Annotated in this window: 14 protein-coding genes and 1 tRNA gene; 13 read left to right on the forward strand and 2 right to left on the reverse strand. The window is 48.1% G+C overall.

Going from position 1 to position 20680, the window contains the following annotated elements:
• Positions 1-14: 14 nt before the first annotated feature.
• Together HGH90_RS11390 and HGH90_RS11395 are read left to right on the forward strand one after the other, a co-directional pair.
• Complete coding sequence (locus HGH90_RS11390; protein WP_169191119.1) at positions 15-1088, forward strand: dihydrodipicolinate synthase family protein; 1074 nt, start codon at positions 15-17, stop codon at positions 1086-1088.
• Positions 1081-2268 (forward strand): M20 family metallopeptidase, encoded by a 1188-nt coding sequence (locus HGH90_RS11395; protein ID WP_168762578.1) that lies wholly within the window; start codon positions 1081-1083, stop codon positions 2266-2268. Before HGH90_RS11390 ends, HGH90_RS11395 begins: the two co-directional genes overlap by 8 nt.
• A gap of 1415 nt (positions 2269-3683) precedes the next feature.
• Here HGH90_RS11395 and HGH90_RS11400 read toward each other — a convergent pair.
• Positions 3684-4691, reverse strand: coding sequence for an RNA ligase (ATP) (locus HGH90_RS11400; RefSeq protein WP_169191120.1), 1008 nt, complete (start codon positions 4689-4691; stop codon positions 3684-3686).
• A 100-nt stretch (positions 4692-4791) separates the two neighbouring features.
• Between HGH90_RS11400 and HGH90_RS11405 the strand changes: the two genes are divergently transcribed.
• From HGH90_RS11405 to HGH90_RS11415, 3 genes are all read left to right on the forward strand, one after another.
• Positions 4792-5889: a glycosyltransferase family 2 protein gene (locus HGH90_RS11405; RefSeq protein WP_169191121.1), complete on the forward strand. Its 1098-nt coding sequence runs from the start codon at positions 4792-4794 to the stop codon at positions 5887-5889.
• Between the two features lie 116 nt (positions 5890-6005).
• Complete coding sequence (locus HGH90_RS11410; RefSeq protein ID WP_169191122.1) at positions 6006-7013, forward strand: LLM class flavin-dependent oxidoreductase; 1008 nt, start codon at positions 6006-6008, stop codon at positions 7011-7013.
• An 84-nt stretch (positions 7014-7097) separates the two neighbouring features.
• On the forward strand, positions 7098-8309 hold the full coding sequence (locus tag HGH90_RS11415; RefSeq protein ID WP_168762582.1) for a DUF6515 family protein: 1212 nt from the start codon (positions 7098-7100) through the stop codon (positions 8307-8309).
• Here the strand turns inward: HGH90_RS11415 and HGH90_RS11420 are convergent.
• Positions 8306-10249 carry a lectin-like domain-containing protein gene (locus HGH90_RS11420; RefSeq protein ID WP_169191123.1) on the reverse strand — a complete coding sequence of 648 codons (1944 nt, stop codon included), beginning with the start codon at positions 10247-10249 and terminating at the stop codon, positions 8306-8308. The two genes, HGH90_RS11415 and HGH90_RS11420, sit on opposite strands and share 4 nt — an antisense overlap.
• Positions 10250-10366: 117 nt before the next feature.
• On the opposite strand from HGH90_RS11420, the gene HGH90_RS11425 reads away from it, so the two are divergent.
• From HGH90_RS11425 to HGH90_RS11460, 8 genes are all read left to right on the forward strand, one after another.
• On the forward strand, positions 10367-10792 hold the full coding sequence (locus HGH90_RS11425; RefSeq protein WP_169191124.1) for a hypothetical protein: 426 nt from the start codon (positions 10367-10369) through the stop codon (positions 10790-10792).
• A gap of 45 nt (positions 10793-10837) precedes the next feature.
• Positions 10838-11092: a hypothetical protein gene (locus tag HGH90_RS11430; RefSeq protein WP_169191125.1), complete on the forward strand. Its 255-nt coding sequence runs from the start codon at positions 10838-10840 to the stop codon at positions 11090-11092.
• A 93-nt stretch (positions 11093-11185) separates the two neighbouring features.
• Positions 11186-15871: a DUF4132 domain-containing protein gene (locus HGH90_RS11435; RefSeq protein WP_169191126.1), complete on the forward strand. Its 4686-nt coding sequence runs from the start codon at positions 11186-11188 to the stop codon at positions 15869-15871.
• A 48-nt stretch (positions 15872-15919) separates the two neighbouring features.
• Entirely contained in the window at positions 15920-16666 is a 747-nt protein-coding gene (gene rluF / locus HGH90_RS11440; protein WP_168762586.1) for a 23S rRNA pseudouridine(2604) synthase RluF, read from the forward strand.
• On the forward strand, positions 16599-17378 hold the full coding sequence (locus HGH90_RS11445) for a 4'-phosphopantetheinyl transferase family protein (protein WP_169191127.1): 780 nt from the start codon (positions 16599-16601) through the stop codon (positions 17376-17378). Before rluF ends, HGH90_RS11445 begins: the two co-directional genes overlap by 68 nt.
• Before the next feature lie 256 nt (positions 17379-17634).
• Positions 17635-17710, forward strand: a tRNA-Lys gene (locus tag HGH90_RS11450).
• A gap of 260 nt (positions 17711-17970) precedes the next feature.
• The gene (locus tag HGH90_RS11455) at positions 17971-19206 is read left to right on the forward strand and encodes a site-specific integrase (protein ID WP_169191128.1); all 1236 of its coding nucleotides are present in this window, start codon (positions 17971-17973) and stop codon (positions 19204-19206) included.
• A 224-nt stretch (positions 19207-19430) separates the two neighbouring features.
• Complete coding sequence (locus HGH90_RS11460; RefSeq protein WP_169191129.1) at positions 19431-19958, forward strand: DUF4468 domain-containing protein; 528 nt, start codon at positions 19431-19433, stop codon at positions 19956-19958.
• Positions 19959-20680 lie beyond the last annotated feature (722 nt).

A 20680-nucleotide genomic window follows, 5' to 3' on the forward strand; every position in this document is an offset into this window, starting at 1 on the left:
CTAAAAGAATTACAATGGAAGCTGCAGTTGAACAATTATTACATAGCGGGACCATTATTCCCGCCCATCCGCTGGCATTGACGGAGCAACGCCAGTTAAATGAACAAAGACAACGCCTGCTCACGCGCTATTATATCGCCAGTGGCGTGGGTGGGGTGGCCGTGGGGGTGCATACTACCCAATTTGCCATTCGCCGGCCGGATATAAACCTCCTGGAGCCGGTATTGAGGTTCGCGGCGGAGGAAATTGCCGCTGCCGGGCTCGACCGGCCCTTTATCAAAGTAGCGGGTATTTGCGGGCCCACACCCCAGGCGGTTGCAGAAGCCAGGCTGGCCCTGAAGTACGGTTATCATATTGGCTTATTGAGTTTAGGTGGATTACAGCAGCATTCAGAAGCCGAACTGCTGGCCCATGTGCGGGAGGTGGCAGCCGTAATTCCCGTGTTTGGATTTTACCTGCAACCATCTGTAGGCGGTCGTATTTTAAGTTATTCCTTTTGGGAACAACTGGTAGAGATCCCAGGGGTGAAAGCCATTAAAACAGCTCCTTTTAACCGCTATCAGACCCTGGATGTAGTGAGGGCCGTAGCCTGTTCGTCCCGCCCCGGCGAAATTGCTTTGTACACCGGCAACGACGATAATATCGTGGCTGACCTGCTTACCATTTACCGTTTCCAGGTAAACGGGAAAGTGGTAGAGAAGGGATTTGCCGGCGGCCTGCTGGGACATTGGTCAGTATGGACGCAAAAAGTGGCCGGCCTGTTTGGGCAGATAAAAAATTGTATCATTGAGGATTATAAAGATGCGGGGGTGTTGTTGAAGGAGGGGACGGCGGTAACAGATATGAATGCTGCCATTTTTGATCCTTCCCATGCTTTCAGGGGCTCTATCGCCGGGATACATGAAGTATTAAGGAGACAGGGATTGCTGGAGGGTACCTGGTGCCTGGAAGATCACGAAGTACTATCTCCCGGGCAGGCAGCGGAGATCGACCGGGTAACTGCGGCCTACCCGCATCTGACAGATGATAGCTTTATCAAAGAATTTTTATCACAAGACAGCATAAAAAAATTATTGTCACATGCTTAAAGAACGAATCCGGGAATTAGCCAGCAGTTTGCTGGGGGAGGCCACTGCCAACCGGCGCCACCTGCATACGCATCCAGAACTTTCCTACCGGGAATACCAGACGGCGGTTTTTATTGAAGAAAAACTGCAGGCGCTTCAGATTCCTTTTGAAAGGATGGCTGATACCGGCATCGTTGCTTTATTGGAGGGCACTGCGGCGCCATCTGACCGGGTGGTGGCTTTGCGGGCAGACATTGATGCCTTACCCATTTATGAGTTGAATGAGGTGTCGTATCGCTCACGGAACAACGGGGTGATGCATGCCTGTGGCCATGATGTTCATACCGCTTCCCTGCTGGGGGTAGCAGGCATCCTCAGTCGGATGAGGCCGGAGTTTTCCGGTACGGTGAAATTTATCTTTCAGCCGGCAGAAGAAGTCATCCCTGGCGGAGCCAGCTTGCTGATTAAGGCGGGCGTGCTGGAAAATCCACGGCCACACCATGTACTGGGGCAGCATGTAATGCCGGAGCTACCGGTAGGGATGGTGGGATTTCGCGCGGGCTGTTACATGGCCAGCAACGACGAAATTACCATCACCGTAAAAGGAAAAGGGGGCCATGGCGCCATGCCTCACCTGGGTATAGACCCGGTGCTGATTGCCAGTCATATGGTAATTGCACTGCAGCAGATTGTCAGTCGCCGCGCCAATCCTTTATCACCTTCGGTATTGTCTTTCGGTAAGATGATTGCCAATGGCGCCAGTAACGTGATCCCGGATGAGGTGAGACTGGAAGGCACTTTCCGTTCGCTGGATGAAAACTGGCGTAAGGCGGCACATGAAAAGATTAAAAAAATGGCCATATCCATTGCAGAAAGCATGGAAGGGAGTTGCGATATTAAAATTGAACGCGGATATCCTGTGTTGATCAATGAAGACAAGCTGACGGCTGCCAGCAGGGCGCATGCAGTCGATTTCCTGGGAGCCGAACGGGTCACTGACCTCGACATCTGGATGGCGGCGGAAGACTTTGCGTCCTATTCGCAGGTAGCCGATGCCTGTTTTTACCGCTTAGGGGTACGTAATGAGGCCAGGGGCATTGTATCGGGCTTACACACCGCTACTTTCGACGCCGATGAACAATCGCTGGAAACCGGCGCAGGCCTGATGTCTTACCTGGCATTGAAAACCCTTGGCAACTAGTGGCTGTTTTTGTTAATGATTGGTTAACATCAACTAATCTGCGACGTTCACGGACAATAATAAAGCGTTTGCCAAATTAAGCGTATAGCTAACGTCTATGAATATATCTTTGCATCGGTTTTTCATAGGATATGGTTAAAAATATTAAAGGGGAGGTATTCTTACCACCTCTTTTTTTATGCCCTGAAAGATAGCCAGAGAGCTGTTTTTTAAAGCGTTGCTTTAACGCCTTCTCTACGATACTTACACATGGAGATCATGCATGTTTGCGAATATGGAACGTTTACGAATTATAATGAAGCGTTCACGGAAAAAGTAATTGCCCTGTGATGCATGTGATTATCTTTGTATCAGGTTTTTCATAGGATATGGTTAAAATATTAAAGGAGAGGTAGTCTTGCCACTCCTTTTTTTATGCCCTGAAATGTAGTGTGGTAAAGTGTTGTACTGGATGCTACTTTCTTTTGCAAGTGTTGTTTAAACGTTTTCTTTCACCTGTCATTTTGCGAATATTTATTGATGCATGCAGATATCGTACGTTTACGAGTTATAATGATGCGTTCACGGAAAAAGTAAATTCACTATGAGGTATGCGTCTATCTTTGTATCAGGTTTTTCATAGGATATGGTTAAAAAATTAAAGAGGAGATATTCTTATCACCTCTTTTTTTATGCCCTGAAATTCCCTATACGTCTATGTTCTATCAGAATGATAATTTCTGTTGCAAGCATCTTTATCACCGTTGAATTTCAAATCTTAAGTTAATTACCGGTTAATGCTGACCGATATCATGCATTCACGAGTTATAATAATGCTTTCACGGAAAAGACTATTTAGCAATGATGTGGGTCGTTATCTTTGTATCAGGTTTTTCATAGGATATGGTTAAAATATAAAAGGGGAGGTATTCTTACCATCCCTTTTTTTATGCCCTGGAATGCTCGCGGTTACAGGGTTTTGGCGAACTGTGAAATGGCGGAAGCTTATGATGCTTTGTGTTAATCATTGGTTAAGGCAGGTCTATTTGATACATTCCCTTGAAATAATGATGCATTCACGAAGTTCACATTAGTACGTATTACAGATGAGTGTATCTTTATAACAGGTTTTCATAGGATAGGTTAAAATATTAAGGGGGAGGTAGTCTTGCCACCCCCTTTTTCATGTCCCAAATTTCGTGATGATATCACCGGTATTTTCTCCCCTTCATTTTAGTAGTAGTGTACAATTGTTAAGTGTTGGTTAACGCATGTCTTTTTAGCGCATTCACCGACAATAATAAGGCGTTCACCAAATTCCTGTTTAAACTACCGGTAATGGGTATATCTTTACATCAGGTTTTCATAGGATAGTTTAAAATATTAAAGGGGAGGTATTCTTACCACCCCTTTTTTTATGGACGCTGCTTTTGCAACTATCTTTCTTCCAACAAGAATTTATTGGATATCACTTTGAAAGATACACGCCGGTCGGCTGAACGGATGACCAGTCCTTCGCGTTCTACTTTGTGATGATCGGAGCTCAGCACGGAAGAGCCTTCGGCCTGGGCGAGCAGCGCATCAATTGTTGCTGGCAGCTGGAAAGCGCTATCCAGTAGCGGTACATGCTGTAAGCCGCTGTCGTTGATAAGCGCCAGGAAATCGGGCATAGACAGGTATTCCTGCGTGTCGATGTTGAATGCATTGAAGAAGTAAACGGCCTGTCCATGCAAAGCATACGGATTACCCTGAATGCCTTCCCCAATCATTTCTCCCTGCAAGGCGATATTCTTTCCGATTGCTGCCAGTTTTCCGGCTATATCCAGCTTTCTTGCCATCTTCCAGAGCGTATTCTCCGGGGTATCGGTCAGCTCCAGGTTACGGGAGCATACGCCAAATTCCCCGTTGTGGTGATAATAGGTAACAGAAGAGCCATCCAGCTTTTCTGTTACAAAGCAGGTATGTGACAGGTAGGTATCATAAAAGACACTCAGGTTCTGGATTCTTTCTTCATCCGTTTTGGGAATAAAAGAAGGAAATCCGCCTTTCATAATACCGGCCAGGGCAGCGGGTATGGGCGCCTCATACTTAACGATCTGCAACTGTGCAGCTACATCTTCTCCCAGCTCATACTTATTGGTGTTGAGTACATTGATAGGCAACAAAAGGCCCTGGGATATCTGTCCACGTAGTTTCATTGTCTTGAGGCGAAAGCCTGCTGTTGCCCCCATTTTCCGGTAAGAGCTTTTCCTTAGAAATTCAAAGGCCGGTGTAACGGGCAAGAAAGAATCTATTTCGCAATATACGGCATGATCGCCTGGCTTGAATTCACCTTTTCTGATAACCAGTTTCCATCCTTTTACGGTGGCTACTTCTATCATGTCTGCGCCTGGTATGGAAGCAATGTCGTCGACGACGACTACGGACGCGAGTTTTCGTTCCATTGGGGTTAAATAATTAATCTGGTTAACAAATATTCGGGCGCAAATATATATTTTTTTTCATTTAAGGAACGGAAAAAAATGTTATTTATCTTCGCGCACTATGTTCACAAGTACTGATTCCATTGATATTATCATCCCTTCCTTCCGATTGGATGAGCAGTTTTTATTGCCGTTGATTCGCTTGCCGAAACCGGGCGGATGGCGGGTGAACTATTATATCGTGGCAGATAATCCTGGTGTAAAGCCAGGGGCAACACTCCTGCAAATGGCGCAGGAAGGTGTGATACAGCTTATTATTAATACAAAGAATATCGGTCCGGGTGAAACCCGCAATAAAGGGATAGACGCTGGAAACGGCAGCTGGATACTATTCCTGGATGATGATATTGTAGCAGATGAAGATTTACTTTTCCAATATGTAAAAGTAATCAACGAAAAAAGAGAGGCCATCGGTTTTATTGGATTAACAGATTTTCCGGCGCCGGAAAATTCGTTTACACGCGCATTAACGGTGGCGGGTCTTACCAGCATATTTACCATCGCTAACAAGAAAGATCAGTTTATGTGGGGCGTAACTGCCAACATTATGTATAGGCGCAGTGCGTTGAGTGACTTACGCTTTTCGCCGGAGTTATCGGCGATTGGCGGGGGAGAAGATGTGGACCTGGGCGCCAGGCTAAGTATGCAGCATCACAGCCAGTTTACCTGTGTGAAGGAAGCGCGGGTAACGCATCCCTGGTGGAATCATGCCCGGCCGCATTACGATCGCTTTATGCGCTACGGGGCCGGTATGGCTTTGTTGCTGTCCCGCTTTAAGCAGTTCAGCTGGTACGCATTTCCCAATCCCATAGAAGGGATGCTGCTGGCTTTGTTGAGTGCTCCGTTATTTTTTATTTATCTCAGCTGGCAGAAATGGCTGATATTATTAGTGGCTATCCCGTTGATCGATATGGTGATCAACTATATCCGTGCGGCTGGTATGGGTTACAAGGACCTGAGCGTAGGATATTATATGACGTTGATCCGGTGCAGTAATGAATGGGGGCAGCTAAAGACATTATTGCAAAGAGGGCAACTGCAATATTTCATGAAGCGCATTAATATTGATTTCACGCGTCCCCGGCATTTTCGTACCAATCGGTGGCGGATCATTAAACTGGTGATCTATATTATCCTGCTGGCTGTATTGATTTATTAAAAAAGGCCACTGCTCCATTTATCCGGGGCTGCTCGCTTACCTACAGGTTATCAACCTGCCTTCGGGCAGGGGCATTGTTGTAAATTAGCACAACGAATCAACAAATAGTTTGTAGTATGAGTAAGCAAGGAATAAAACGTCCGTTGTCGGTATTAGACCTGGCGCCGGTATTGGAAGGACAAACGCCCAGCGATGCTTTTCAGAATAGTATGCGCCTGGCTAAGCACGTTGAAAAATTAGGATATAAACGATTCTGGATGGCAGAACACCATAACATGGTGAGTGTAGCCAGTTCTGCTACGGTTGTTTTACTGGGTTATATTGCCGGTGGAACCAGCACCATCCGGGTAGGTTCCGGCGGTATTATGCTGCCCAATCATGCGCCGTTGGTTGTAGCAGAGCAATTTGGTACGCTGGCTTCCCTTTATCCCGGACGCATAGACCTCGGATTGGGCAGGGCGCCGGGCACCGACCAGGTGACGGCCCGCGCATTGCGCCGCGACAGGCTTGGCGCGGGACACGATTTCCCTGAGCAGGTGGAGGAATTACAACAATACCTTTCTTTCGATAATCATACCAGCGCCGTCAGGGCTATTCCCGGCGAGGGTCTGGACATCCCAATTTGGATATTGGGCTCCAGTACCGACAGCGCTCACCTGGCAGCCGCTATGGGCTTGCCTTATGCATTTGCCAGCCATTTTGCACCGGCACAGCTGCATGCCGCCCTTAAAATTTACCGGGAACGGTTCCGTCCTTCAGAATACCTGCAGGAGCCCTACACCATGGCTTGTGTGAATGTGATCGCCGCAGATACCGATGCGGCAGCCAACCGCCTGGCGACTTCCTTCTACCAGCTTTTCCTCGGTATCATACGTGGAAAGCTGCGCCGCATGGGTCCTCCGATCGATAGTATGGAAGGAATATGGACGGAATATGAGGCCGCACACGCGCAGCAAATGCTTTCCTGTTCCTTTATCGGCAGCGGAGCCACTGTACAACAGGGCTTACAGCAATTCCTGGCAGATACCCAGGTAGATGAAGTGATATCGACCGCCCATATTTACGATCAGCAAGCCCGTTTGCATTCCTACGAAATACTGAAAGAGGTATTTGATCAGCTGTAGCCGGCGCAGCAACGGGGTGACTGCAACAATCAGGCGTAGCAGTTGTTAGATAGATAGAAAGCGCTCATCTGTAAAACCTGAACTATGCAATTGACCATTGACAGATTTTCTGTTACCGTGTTACTGTTCTTGTCGCTAGGTATATGCAGTATTAACAGCTATGCACAAAGAGTAGATCCGCAGCAGCCGCGTCCGGCCACACCGTCGCCGCGTCCGGCTCCACCTCCGGCGCGGCCTGTGTCGCCACCTCCACAAGCGAGGCCTCAACGCCCCGCTGCTACACCAGCACAGCCAGCCGTCAGGCCGCCACAGCCGGTACCGCAGAACCGCCCGGCGCGGCCTGCACCGCTTCCACAGCCCGCTCGTCCTTCGCAACCAGTTACCCGGCCGGCGAATCCACCGGTGCATAATAACCCGGCACGGCCACCACAGCCAGTTACCCGGCCAGCGAATCCACCAGCGCAAAACCGGCCGGTACGACCTTCGCAGCCAGCAAATCCTGCAACACCCGGCGGTAATCCACCTGCCGGGAACAGGCCAGCAAGACCATCACAACCCGGCAAACCTACTGTACCGGTTACACGCCCCGGAGAAGGGACATCTGGCAGGCCCGGAAATGGAGCAGGGGTGAAGCCTCCGCCAGCCAGACCTGCGATTCATCAATCAGGCGGTAGCGGTCGCGTGACCGTCAACAATACCCAGATTAACCGGTATTACTATAAAAATGTGCAGGTTAACCAGCAATATATCACGGTGAACCGTTACCGCGACAGGAGCGGGCGGGTAACGATCATCAACCAGCCACCCAGAAGAATTTATCCAGGCCGCTATACCTATTACTATCATCCTTACCGCCCATATTACTGGGGGCCCAGCTGGTACCCTATAGGCTTTTGGGCAGCAGCACTGGCAACTACCGCGGCTATTATCAGTTTCCAGGAACGCCAGTACTACTACGACCAGGGCGTATATTATGCACCGGCAGTATCGGGCGGCGGCTATGCCGTAGTGCCGGCCCCGGTAGGCGCTGTCGTTTATTCGTTGCCGTCGGGATACACGACTGTATCGGTAGGCGGGTATAACTACTATTACTACGGTGGCGTATTTTATATCGATAATGGCAACGGCTCTTTCGAGGTGGTAGCGCCGCCATCGGGTGCTATAGTATACGAACTGCCTGCCGGCGCCCAGGAAGTGATCATCAGCGGCCGGCAATATGTGGTGTATAACGGCACCTACTATATGCCGTTTTCCAACAATGGTCAATATGGCTATGAGGTAGTAGGCGTCAATTAACGTATTAGCGTTACTGTTCCTTTCCTGCTGAATCGCCGGCCTGTATAGTCTACGCCCTGTACCATCCATACATAGGTACCTGCCGGAGCCGTATGCCCCTGGCAGGTACCATCCCAGTCGCCGGTCAGGCTACTGCTGCGAAAAACTTCCTGGCCCCAGCGGTCCCATACCACAAAGAAGTCGAGTTGCGGCACGCCGGCAGCAATCACCCGGAAAACATCGTTGCGCCCATCGTTGTTAGGCGTGAAAGCGTTAGGCACATAAAACTCCGGACCTTTATACACCTTTACATTGATCTGGTCTTCATCGCGACAACCTTCCGGGGAAACGAGGGTAAGGCGATAGGTCTGGTCTGTATGCAGTAAGGCCACCGGGTTGGGGATGTAGGGATTATTCAGCCCTGTGGCGGGCGACCAGGTATATTGCAGGCGGTCATCGCCCCATTGTGCCTGGAGTTGAAGGGGTTGCCCGCTGGCCACGATAGTATCTCTGCCGGCGCGGGCATATACTGCGGTAACGGTAACGGGCATATTAATTTCCGGGGAGGGACAACCATCGTTGCTCACAGCGTATAGGCGTACCAGGTAGTGACCTGTGTCAGGGTACTGGTAAGTGGGCTGTATGCCTGTGAGGGTAGCCTGGTTGCCCGTATCCCAATGCCAGGAGTTAATAGGTGTGGCGGGAGTGAGATTAACCCCTTCGAAATGCGTGCTGCTGCCCAGGCATACATTTTCCCCGTTGCCGTTGATCGTGGGTGTTTGGCTTACGAGCACGGATTTTTCGACAGCGTTTGCGCATCCCTGTTCCGAAGTAACGGTAAGCCTGATGTTACGGGCGCCGGTCGTGGCATAGGGCGCCAAAGGGTTTTGGCTGTTGCTGGTAGTTCCATCTCCCCAATCCCATTCCCATTTTTTCAGGGTGCCTATGGCGATGGAAGTTTGATCGCTCATGGTCATGCGACCACCGAGGCACAGCACATCCGGAGCAAAGTTGGCTACCGGGTATGCCCCTACGATAAAAGGCGCTTTCAGGGTATCGGAGATACAGCCGCTGTTGTCGGCAATTACCAATTTTACCTGGTAATGCCCCGCCGAGGGGTACAGGTGTGCCGGTGGTTGAGGGGCCGCAGAAAAGGTTCCGTCCCCCAAGTCCCACCACCAATGGGTGATAGCGCCGAAGGAGCTGGAGTAGTCTTTGAACTGGATAGGCGTGCCGTCGCAGAATATCTGCCCCGCATCGAAATTAAATGCAGGCCGCAGGGCAGCGCAAAACTGCTGCAGGTTGGAGTAGCCCCCGGTAGAACCGGCGAAGCCCCAGTATACTTCCGCGTCACCGCCAAAGATATCATTCACCAGGTCTTTGTTGAGCGTAAGCCGTAATACGTTATCCATGCTCACGTCCATCTGTTGCCGTACCGCATCCCATTGAATGCGGAACAGGTGCCACTGGCAATCTTCAATATTGTTGCTGCTTTCCAGCGCGGTAACCGGTCCTGCGAGATTATTACTACTGTGATGATCGGTAACGCCATCCATCTGTATGGCCAGGTGATCGAAGGGCGGATCATTCTCATCGTTATTCTGGTAAGTGTCGATGATCACGCCCAGAGAGGGAGAGATGCCTTTGAAACCAATACCCTGGCCGGTAGCGCCCAGGTTGGTGCCTTTGGTTTGCAGGATAAACCCGATGCCATCGGCGCCGTTATCATCTTTGCAGCCCAGGTTTACATCAAATACATAGTTGAAAGACTGACGGAGATTGATTTTATTTTTATTCCATACCGTGCCGCTGGTTGTTTGCTGATCGGGTGTTAGTATGTAGCAGTTGCACGTACGCTGGGTGGCAGCGCCGTTCAGGATATAAGGCAGCTGTATTTGTCCCGACAGCTGAAAGCTGCCTGCCAGTAAAAGTAGTAAGGCAAGGGTGAGCGTTTGTTTCATATGGTGGACGGGCAATTGCGATAAACAAGTTAATTACTTCCCTGTTAAGATCAAAGTAATGGCTTGGGATACATTAGTTTTTCCGTTAGATTTGCCGGGACCCAAAGTGACGTTGATATGCAAATAACGATTAGTGTAAAACAACCCGGGAGAAAGCATGCGTTGATAGACAGGCAAATGCTGGAAATAGCAGATTTACCGGATCATCCATCTCTCCGTGAGCTGTTGCTTGCCGTAGTAGCCCAACAGGTAGCTGATTACAATAGTAAACCCCTGGAGAAAAATCTTTTACCATTTCTTTCAAGCGGAGAGGTAGCCGATCTGGTGACTACTGGTAAAGCCGGTTTTGGCAGTATCTATAACGAGCATAAGGCCGACAGGGAAAAAGCACAGGAAACAGCGCTGCAGGCGTTTGCCGACGGGCTTTTTGCCGTATTTATCGATGACGAAGAAATAAAAAAAATAACGGATCATTTTTCGCTAAATAGCCATACAGTTATTACCTTTGTCCGGTTAACCTTTCTCGCTGGCAGCATCTGGTAGAGAAGCATTATTTTAACCCATCACTCATAGCAAAGACCTTTTATTATGGATGCTAAACAATTCCTGGAAAGCCGGGAACTCCCTGATTATTTGAAGAAGATGACAGCGGAACTGGATGCCGTGTATGCTCATGGCGCCGCTCATCCTTTGTTAACCAAAGAAATGGCAGAATTAGGGCTGCTGTTTATTCATGAATCTCCCCAGGAGCAACAGCCCAACAATTTTGCGTACCGCAAGCCAGTTACGTATAAGAGTCAACGTTATAACCGCATTGCAGAGTTATTGGGGGCGGGCGACTAGAACACGCCACAGGCATGGAATTTATTGGTATATATATTTGGAGAAGAGAAGGCAGTGTATGTAAAATATGCATGGGAGAAAATACCTTTCCAGATGTACCAGACATCCAGTGGCAGAAGATCATTTACGGCGCCACATGACCGGGAAATGTACCTGGTGAACCAGTTCAACTTCCTGGTAACAACCTTGCCACAGGCTTACCAGATGGTATATACACCCAAAGCCGTTACTACCTGTTACGATCTAAGCATTATTGAACAGGTGCGGTACGACCAGCTATTGCAGAATCCTGGACTGTTCAGGCTATGGGCCGCGGCGATTGATAAAGATCAGGAAGGGTTACTGCCTCTCATGGAAGATATTATTTTCAATAAAGATCGTATAGGCAAAGTAACACGGCCTGTTATCAAAGCCTTGTTGCTTAGTGAAAAGAAAGAAGCCTGGGCGTTGGTGGAGAAGCTGTTGATCGCAGCACAGCGCCAGGAAGGGCTAAGGCAAACTATTCTCGAAGCGTTGGACGAAACCAGTTTGCCTGCCTTGCGATACATGATAAAAGTGTTGCTGGACAATAAAATGGCCCGTTTTTCTTCCGTAGTAAGAGCGATAGATGTGTGGGCCGGTTTGGGCTGGGAGTCTGAAAAAGAAACTACCGTAAAGCAGTTTCTCGAAAAAGCACACCAGTACCTGGAAACGCCTGCGCAGATACCTACGGCTGTAGCAAGCAAAAATAACATGGAGGTATATACGGCGTTATGGGCACAGGGCGTATATGATATTGCCGGTGTAACACCTTTGCTGAAGCGGCTTTTCGAAGAAGGGGATATAGAGAAGCGTTGCCTCGCGCTGAAGTTTGCCGGGGAAACGAAGTACTATAACATAGATATGCCACTGTTTTACCAGGCGCTGGAAGATAAGGAAGAAGCGGTATTGGGGATAGCTTTAACAGCAATCAATAGTATGTTGTTTAGCAGCGCAAAACGTTACAATGAACATTTTCCCGGGTTGTTTGACCGGCTGCATGCGGTTGTACAACGCAGTGGCAGCAAAAAAGAACAGGTATTTACCGGCAAGGTATTTTCCTGGATGAATATTAAATTCAATCCGAATGATGCACTGGAATCTATGATCCGGCTGGTGCTGGATAAACAGGACCGGCTGGATATTGTGCTACAGTACTTCGATGACATGGACGTGTCGTTGCGGGAACAACTAACGCGGCTGGTATTCCCCGAACATGCTTCCTATTACTGGAAAGATACAACGGAGATCCCCGCATTGACGCCGTTTCAACGCGACCTGGCCATACGCCTGGTAAGGGACCGGGGCGAATACGTGGTAAATGTGGCCTTCAGGGCATTGACCAGCGAGCAGTTCAGCGTAACAGAGATGCCTGTATTTGTAGAATTGTTGAAGCGAAAAGGCGCCACTGCCCGGGGCAAGGCCATTGAGTTGATATTGCGGCAAAGCGATGAAGCGGTGATAGCTACAGCGACGGCGTTGTTGCAGGGTGATGCCGAGCAGCGTTTGGGAGGGCTGGATATTGCCGTGCAGCTAAAAAAGGCAGGCCGGCTGAAGGCAGCCATCGATCAATGGAAAGCTGCATTTAGAGAACGGAAGAATATTGCGCCTAAGGAAGAGGTGCTCCTGGCACAGCTATCCGCCGACGAAGACACGCTGTCATACGATGTTCAAAATGGTTACGGATTATACGACCCGGCAGCTATTACGCCAGTGGTGGCGCCGGTAGTAGCGGAAGAGGACTATTACGCACAATGCCTGCGTAAAAATGAATATGGCTTCTCGAAGCCGGTAGATGCCATCTGTGCCGCCCTGGATGATCTGTATGGACGATTTAAAGCGCATGGGGATTATGAGTATGAGGTAGAGCAGTATGATAACAGCCGGGAGAGAGTATTGCTGATAAACGGGGTGAATAAAAACAAGCCTTACACTTATAAATTTGAAACACCGGAAGCGGAGTACGCTGCGTACCCTTTGCCGGAAGTATGGAAGCAGTGGTACCAGGATCATCAGCTGGAGCCGGTAGATCTGTTTCTCTTAAATGATGTGATGTTGGACAACGGCGAGCATATGCAGGATTGGCTGGCACTGGCCAGGCCGTATTATCCTACCATGGAGCGGATGTTTTCGGAAGAATTGCGCGGGAAGCATCGCTACCGGTGGAGCAACCCGGTATCCCGTATCATCGCCGCGCTGACGCTGATCCATCCATTTGAGCAGAGGAATGCTTTCGTGCTGGGGGCGTGTAGCCGGTTGTTTGCCTCGTTTACCCCGGAGGTGTTGCAATATTATTCTGACGGGAAAATATACCCCTATACCCGTGGTGGATGGCAAACCGTGGGGGTATTGAATAAATTGTTGCAGGGTGTCAGTTTTAAACGTTGTACCCCCGAGGAAATTCATACCTGCTGGGCATTATATCATTGGCGGCAATTTAGCGGTTTGCCGGAAAGTATACCCGGTAGCCTGCCTCCGCTTACTATCTTCTGTTACGCTTACCAGCAGGGCCTCATCACCGAGAGCGAGTTATACCGCGGGATGATCAGCCAGGAGAATATCCGCCACTTATCCGCTGTTAGGCCAAACCGGGATGTGTTTGATTATATGACCACATTCGCCTTCCTGCCACCTTTATTTGAGCGGCTGCGGGAGCATTTCCTGGACATAGAGCTGAAGCGGGGCGATTCTGCTACGCCGGTGACACCGTTTGTGCAGGAATTGAAAGTGGTATATGGTATTCAGCGTTTGGCAGAGATATTAACCGGTCTCGGTAAAACTGCCTTGTCAAGAGGTTATATTTATTCTTATAATAATTCCCTGAACAAGCAGCAGCAGTTCAGCTCATTGTTAAAGAAATGCTTTCCGCTGCCAACAGATACGCAGGAAGATTTTAATGTGGCTGTAAAACAGATCAAAGCGAGTGAAAAACAGTTGATTGAAGCGGCGGTGTATGCGCCGCAGTGGCAGCGATTTGTGAGCCAATACCTCAACTGGAAAGGATTAGATGCCGCCATCTGGTGGATGCATGCGCATACAAAGTCGTCGGGCGCGGCGGAACAGAATGCAGAAGCCGAGAGTGAAATTGCCCGTTATTCGGCAGTAGACCTGGCTGATTTCAAAGCGGGCGCAGTAGATAAAGAATGGTTCCTGAAAGCCTATAAGGAAATAGGGAAGGAGCGCTGGCAGGTAGTATATGACGCGGCCAAATATATCAGTGAAGGGAATGAACACCGGCGTGCACGTTTATACGCTGACGTTATCACCGGCGATATCAAGATTAAGGAAGTAACCCAGAAGATAAAGGAAAAGCGTGACCAGGATTACCTGCGCATGTATGGCCTGGTTCCGTTGAGTAAGGCTAATGCGGCGAAAGATGTATTGAGCCGTTACGAATACTTGCAACAGTTTAGAAAGGAGAGCAGGCAGTTTGGCGCGCAGAAGCAAAGCAGCGAAGCGCTGGCTATCCGCATTGCTATGGAAAACCTGGCCCGCAACGCCGGGTATGCAGATCCGCTGCGATTGACTTGGGCCATGGAAACCAGGCAGGTGCAGCAGATCTTATCCCGCGAAACACAAGTGCAATATGATGACGTAGCCATCGGGCTGGTGATAGATGATGCAGGTGTAGCCGATGTGGTAGCCTTTAAAGGGGATAAGCCCCTGAAGGCTATTCCACCTAAATATAAAAAAGATAAGAAGGTAGAAGAGTTGTTAGAATATCGTAAGATATTGAAAGAGCAGTTCAGCCGTTCGCGGAAATCCCTGGAAGACGCCATGGTGCGTGGCGATGCTTTCTTAGCTCCCGAGCTGGCTAATCTCTTTGGGCACCCGGTAATCAGCAGGCACCTGGAAAAGCTGGTATTCGTTTCGGGCGAAAGTCATGGGTTCTATCATAATGGAATCTTACGTTCGCCGGAAGGGCAGGAATTTTCCCTGGCTGATGGCGACGAGGTACGCATTGCGCATTGTGTTGACTTGTACAAGCTGGGAGTATGGAGTAATTATCAGCGGTATGCTTTTGAGAAGGAGCTGCAGCAGCCCTTCCGGCAGATCTTCCGGGAACTGTATGTACCGGTGGCTGATGAGCTGGCGGAGAAGTCGGTATCCCGTCGTTATGCCGGGCACCAGGTACAGCCGAGTCAGACCGTAGCCTTGCTGAAATCGCGGCATTGGAAAGTAGATTATGAAGAGGGCCTGCAGAAAGTATTCCATAAAGAAGGATTTGTAGCGAAGATATACGCCATGGCAGATTGGTTTTCGCCTGCGGAAGTGGAGAGCCCAACGTTGGAAACCATCGTCTTTCATGACCTGAAAACCGGTAAGGCAATAGCTTTTGAGCACATCTCCCCATTAATATTCAGTGAAGTAATGCGGGATATCGACCTGGTAGTCAGTGTGGCGCATGTGGGCGGGGTAGATCCGGAGGCCAGTCATTCTTCCGTTGAAATGAGGCGGGTATTGCTGACGGAAACGCTGCGTTTATTCAAAGTAGATAACGTAACGATTGCCGGCAATCACGCGCGTATCAAGGGGCATCATGGCGAGTACAGCGTGCATTTGGGCAGTGCGGTAGCGCACCAGTTACCAGGTAGGTACCTGTCGGTATTGCCGGTACATTCCCAGCACCGTGGCCGGATATTCCTGCCATTTATAGACGACGATCCTAAATCGGCCGAGCTCATATCCAAAGTACTGTTGCTGGCAAGGGACGCCGACATCCAGGATCCTACCATCCTGCAACAGCTGAGTATGAACTAAGGCATTTTGCGTGGTTTTAAGTAATTTGCAGGAGATTTTAAGGGTATTATGGATATCAGCGTAAATAAATATATCAGCGAAACCGGCTTTTGCAGCCGGAGAGAGGCTGATAAATATATAGAACAGGGTAGGGTGACGATCAATGATAACATTGCGTCAAAAGGCAACCGCGTGAAAGATGGGGATGTGGTAGAAGTAGACGGGGAGCCGTTGAAGAAGAAGAAATCTACCGTGTATATTGCGCTCAACAAGCCTAAGGGCATCACCTGTACCACAGATCTGAAGGATAAGACCAATATCATCGACTATGTCAACTACCCGTCGCGGATTTTCCCGATAGGGCGGCTGGACAAGCGTTCCGAAGGGCTGATTTTCCTGACAAACGACGGAGATATTGTCAACAAAATACTGAGAGCGGGCAACCAGCATGAAAAGGAGTATATCGTAACGGTAGATAAACCTATCGACCTGGAGTTTGTGAAAGCCATGCGTAGCGGGGTGAAGATACTGGGGGTAGTAACGCAGAAGTGCTTTGTACAGCAGGAGGGGGCCAACCGTTTCCGTATCATTTTAACGCAGGGGCTCAATCGCCAGATACGCCGGATGTGTGAAGTGCTGGGATATGAAGTGGTAACGCTGAAACGTATCCGTATCATGAACTTCACGGTTAAAGACCTTGCGCCAGGCAAATGGCGTTATTTCACCAAAGAGGAGATCAATACGATCAATGCGATGGTGGCTAACAGCAGTAAAACCGACAAAGGAGACCAACGCCATGAAGGAATGGACGAATAGTAGCTGCCTGCCCGTGATAGTGACCCGCAAGGGGCAGTCTTTCCCGGTATCGGTGGCCATATCCGCGGTAGCGCCGCAGGAGCTGGAGGCAGGGCAGGATTATTTTCTCCATGCCGATGAACATACTACATTAGCCGGTGTTGCCCGGCGTCAATATTTATTGGGCCGCCATGCTGCAAAGCTGGCGGCTTCTCATTTTACAGGCGTGGCTGCGCCATTGATACGTATCCGTCCCGGTGTATTCGGACAGCCAGTGCTGGACTGTCCCGGCCACAACAATGTACAGGTAAGCATTTCACATAGTGGTCCGCAGGCCATTGCCGTGGTATATCCTGAGTGGCACCCGATGGCCGTAGACATAGAAGAGATCCGGCCAGACCATGAACTGCCTGCGCTGGCAGCGCGGGAAGCGGGCTTGATCGCATCTCTGCCGTTTACATACTATGAAAGTGGGTTGTTGCTTTGGAGCGCCCGGGAAGCGCTTTCCAAGGTGTTAAAAACGGGGCTCACCACCGACCTGGCGCTATTTGAAGTCAGCACGCTGCAGATGCAGGAGGGATTTCTTTTTTCCACCTTTGTTCATTTCATGCAGTATAAAGCTGTCAGCCAGATTGCGGGCAACATGGTATATACGCTGGTATTACCCCAACGTAGTGATCCGGATCTTACTGCATTACGAACATTAATTAATTCAGTTTCCAGATATAGCTGAAAAGAAGAGTCAGCGCGGTTGTAGGTAAAAATAAATTTACCGGTAACATCCTGTCCGCGCCTTCGGCCCGGTGGAAGTAAGTATATGCGTATCTTTTTTCGAAGCTGCGAGCATATAGGGTCAATGCTAGAGTGGCGAGGTAAAGGTATTTTTTCATATAGTCACAGAAGTTATTTTTATTTTTTCTTGAAAAAAAATTTGGTGGTGATGGGATAATTCTTATTTTTGCATCCCCTTAATAATCAAGGTGGTAGCGGATTCCCTAGCTCAGTTGGTAGAGCAATACACTTTTAATGTATGGGTCTTGGGTTCGAGTCCCAAGGGGATCACCATCAGGAGTAAAAGTAAATACTCTGACGTAATTAAAACCTTGTAGAAGCTGATTCTACAAGGTTTTTTTGCTTTTAGTGGTAAAGTTGTGAAAAGATAAGTAAGGGTAGAAAAGTGAGCGTTGCGGTTAGCATTATAATTATTAAATTGTGCTAACCGACATGTATCCCAAATGCTGCACCGTGTTGCGTTTGACCAATGTTAAGTGATGTCAGGATAAGTGAAGTTGAAACAATTTTGGTTAACTTAAAACAAATGGTGTATGACCAGTTTTTCTGTTCTTTTCTGGCTTAATAAAAGCCGTTCTAAAAACAATAAGCCCGCTATTTATCTACGTCTCAGCGTAGACGGCAAACGTGCAGAACTTTCCACGTATCAGTATGTAACCCCGGCGTTATGGAATGCCTCCGCCCAATGTGTTAAAGGAAACTCCGAAGAAGCACAGGCGATTAACCGACAGTTACTCACCCTGAAAGCCAATCTACACAAACATTACAGCCTTTTAGTTACATCGGGCGAACCGGTAACCGCTGCTGCTGTTAAAAATTCTTTCACTGGAATCACAGAACATTCCCGGACTTTATGCGAAGTGATAGACTTCCATAACCGCCGGTTTGCGGAGAAGGTAAAAGCCGGAATGACGTCCGGGCGCACACTGAAGCGCTTTGAGATCACTAAAGAGAAGGTGATCGCCTTCCTGAAAGCCCAGTACCATGTATCAGATAGACCATTATCTGAAATTCGTTTTTCTTTTGCCCCGGATTTTGAGCATTTCCTTACCACGGTGCAGGGAATAGGCGCTAACACTGCTATGAAGTACGTGAAGATTTTAAAGCAGATGCTTAAATTGGCCGTGGATCAGGGTTGGTTGGTAGTTAGTCCGTTGGCAGGTTTTAAATGTACCTATGAAGATCCGCAGCGGGAGCGGCTTACTATGGATGAAATTATGGCCTTGTATAACAAGCAGCTTATCCCACGATTAGCAGAGGTACGCGATATTTATCTATTCTGTTGCTTCACCGGCTACGCCTACACAGATGTACTGCATCTTACACCAGATAACCTAGTGATTGGCATTGATGGTGAAAAATGGATAGTGAAGAATAGAGAGAAAACACAAACAGCGGAACGGGTGCCGCTATTGCCTATTCCGTTGGAGATAGTAAACCGGTACAAAGACTCTCCGTATTGCCTGTTATACCACCGCTTATTGCCCGTTAATAGTAACCAGCGGTATAATGCCTATCTACAGGAAATCGCCACGTTATGCGATATTAAAAAGCATTTAACGACGCATACGGCGAGGCATACTTTTGCTACTACAGTGACGCTTGAAAATGATGTGCCGATTGAAACGGTGAGCCAGATGTTAGGGCATAAATGTATCCGTACAACGCAGATTTATGCGAAGATCACGCAGCAGAAGGTTAGCAATAACATGCGGGCGTTACGTGAACGCCTGGCAGTTGATAAACCGAAGTTGCAGGTGACCGTTTAACCAGGTATCGCTGCCGCGGGTAGCGTTCGATATATTATTTTTAGCGTAAAATATTTGCTTATATCTCAGCTGGATGATTCTGTGAATGTCAATCATCCAGCTTTTTCTTTTTAAAATTTCTATATCACTTGCTTATAGATGCTTTATTCTTTTATATTTGCTCAATATGTTCTGCTAATCGAAAGTAGCCATTTTATTCAACCTCAAATTAAATAGACATACTTATGAAGAAGTTCATTTTGTTTTTTTTCTTTTTACCGTTTGCTGCTTTTGGGCAAAGCAATTCTCCCGATTCTTATCTCGGCGAACTGCCAATAAGAAATGGCAGGATTAATTACACGGGAATTGACAGTATTTCAGGGGTTAGTAAAGATGAACTCTATCTAAGAGCTAAAGCCTTCCTTTCAACAGCTTTCCCTAATTTTAAAGATGTTGTTAAGCTCGATGATAAAGATTTAGGAAAGATAACGGTTCGGGGAATTTTTCGAACCGATGCTAAAGGAGGCAATCTTATCAAGACTTACCAAGAGTTTTACGCGAATACCAATATACAAGTTAAAGATGGGAAGTTTAGGTACGAGATTACTGATTTCGTTAAGCCAAGTTCAGATCTTCGCGTTCCTGACTTTAATTATGAACAGATGTTGTTCAACAAAAAAAGGGCAGAAAAGTTATCTCCTGACATTAATGCCTTAATCAATCGGTATATAGTTGCGTTGATACATGCAATGAAAAGCCAAGATAATTTTTAATTGTATTGTGAGTCTTATGCGTATTTGAATAAATTTAAATATGTGACAGTGAATACTTTAGTGGCTATCGCTGCCGCGGGCTTGCGCCTTATAAACAAATGTTTTTTCAACGGTAGATCACTACCAGGCTTCATGGAAAAACATTTGTTTGTAAGGCGCTTTTATTTTCGCGGTTGTTTTTTCTTTTCACCGGCAAAGACATTTGTATTTGGTGCGATTACCGTCACGCCAGATCGTATAGGTGACATTGCCACCTATACAAGGAGATCGGGTAGGGGCTGCTCTACGCAGGCCCCTTACCCACGAAGATTGAACAGGCCGCCTTCGGCATCCTGTTCGCGGAATCGGAACGGGCTTCGCTCCGTTAGCAAGCGGTGTTTTTGCTACGCAAAAACCGCTTGCCTTTTGTTCCCGATGGTCACAAAAGGGAGAATGCAGCGGAGATTAGAGGGGAGATCAGGGTGCCAGTGAAAAGAAAAAAGCCGCATAGTGTTGGCCCTAAATTGGTTTTTATGAATGCAGCAGCATGATAGGTTTATGTGGGTATTACCAAAACATAGCTGGCTATACCGAGCTTCGTAGTTTTTGATAGCGGTTTTGTTATTGGAGAATATTTATATTTGAGATTAAATGACTGACTTACATGGATGATAACATTGATTTTTCTTTAACTCTACATAAACATGGCTGGACAACATTTTTGCTTAATGTCAATGGGGCAA

Origin of the sequence: Chitinophaga sp. Ak27, assembly GCF_012726295.1 — a bacterium.
In the GTDB taxonomy this organism is placed as follows: domain Bacteria; phylum Bacteroidota; class Bacteroidia; order Chitinophagales; family Chitinophagaceae; genus Chitinophaga.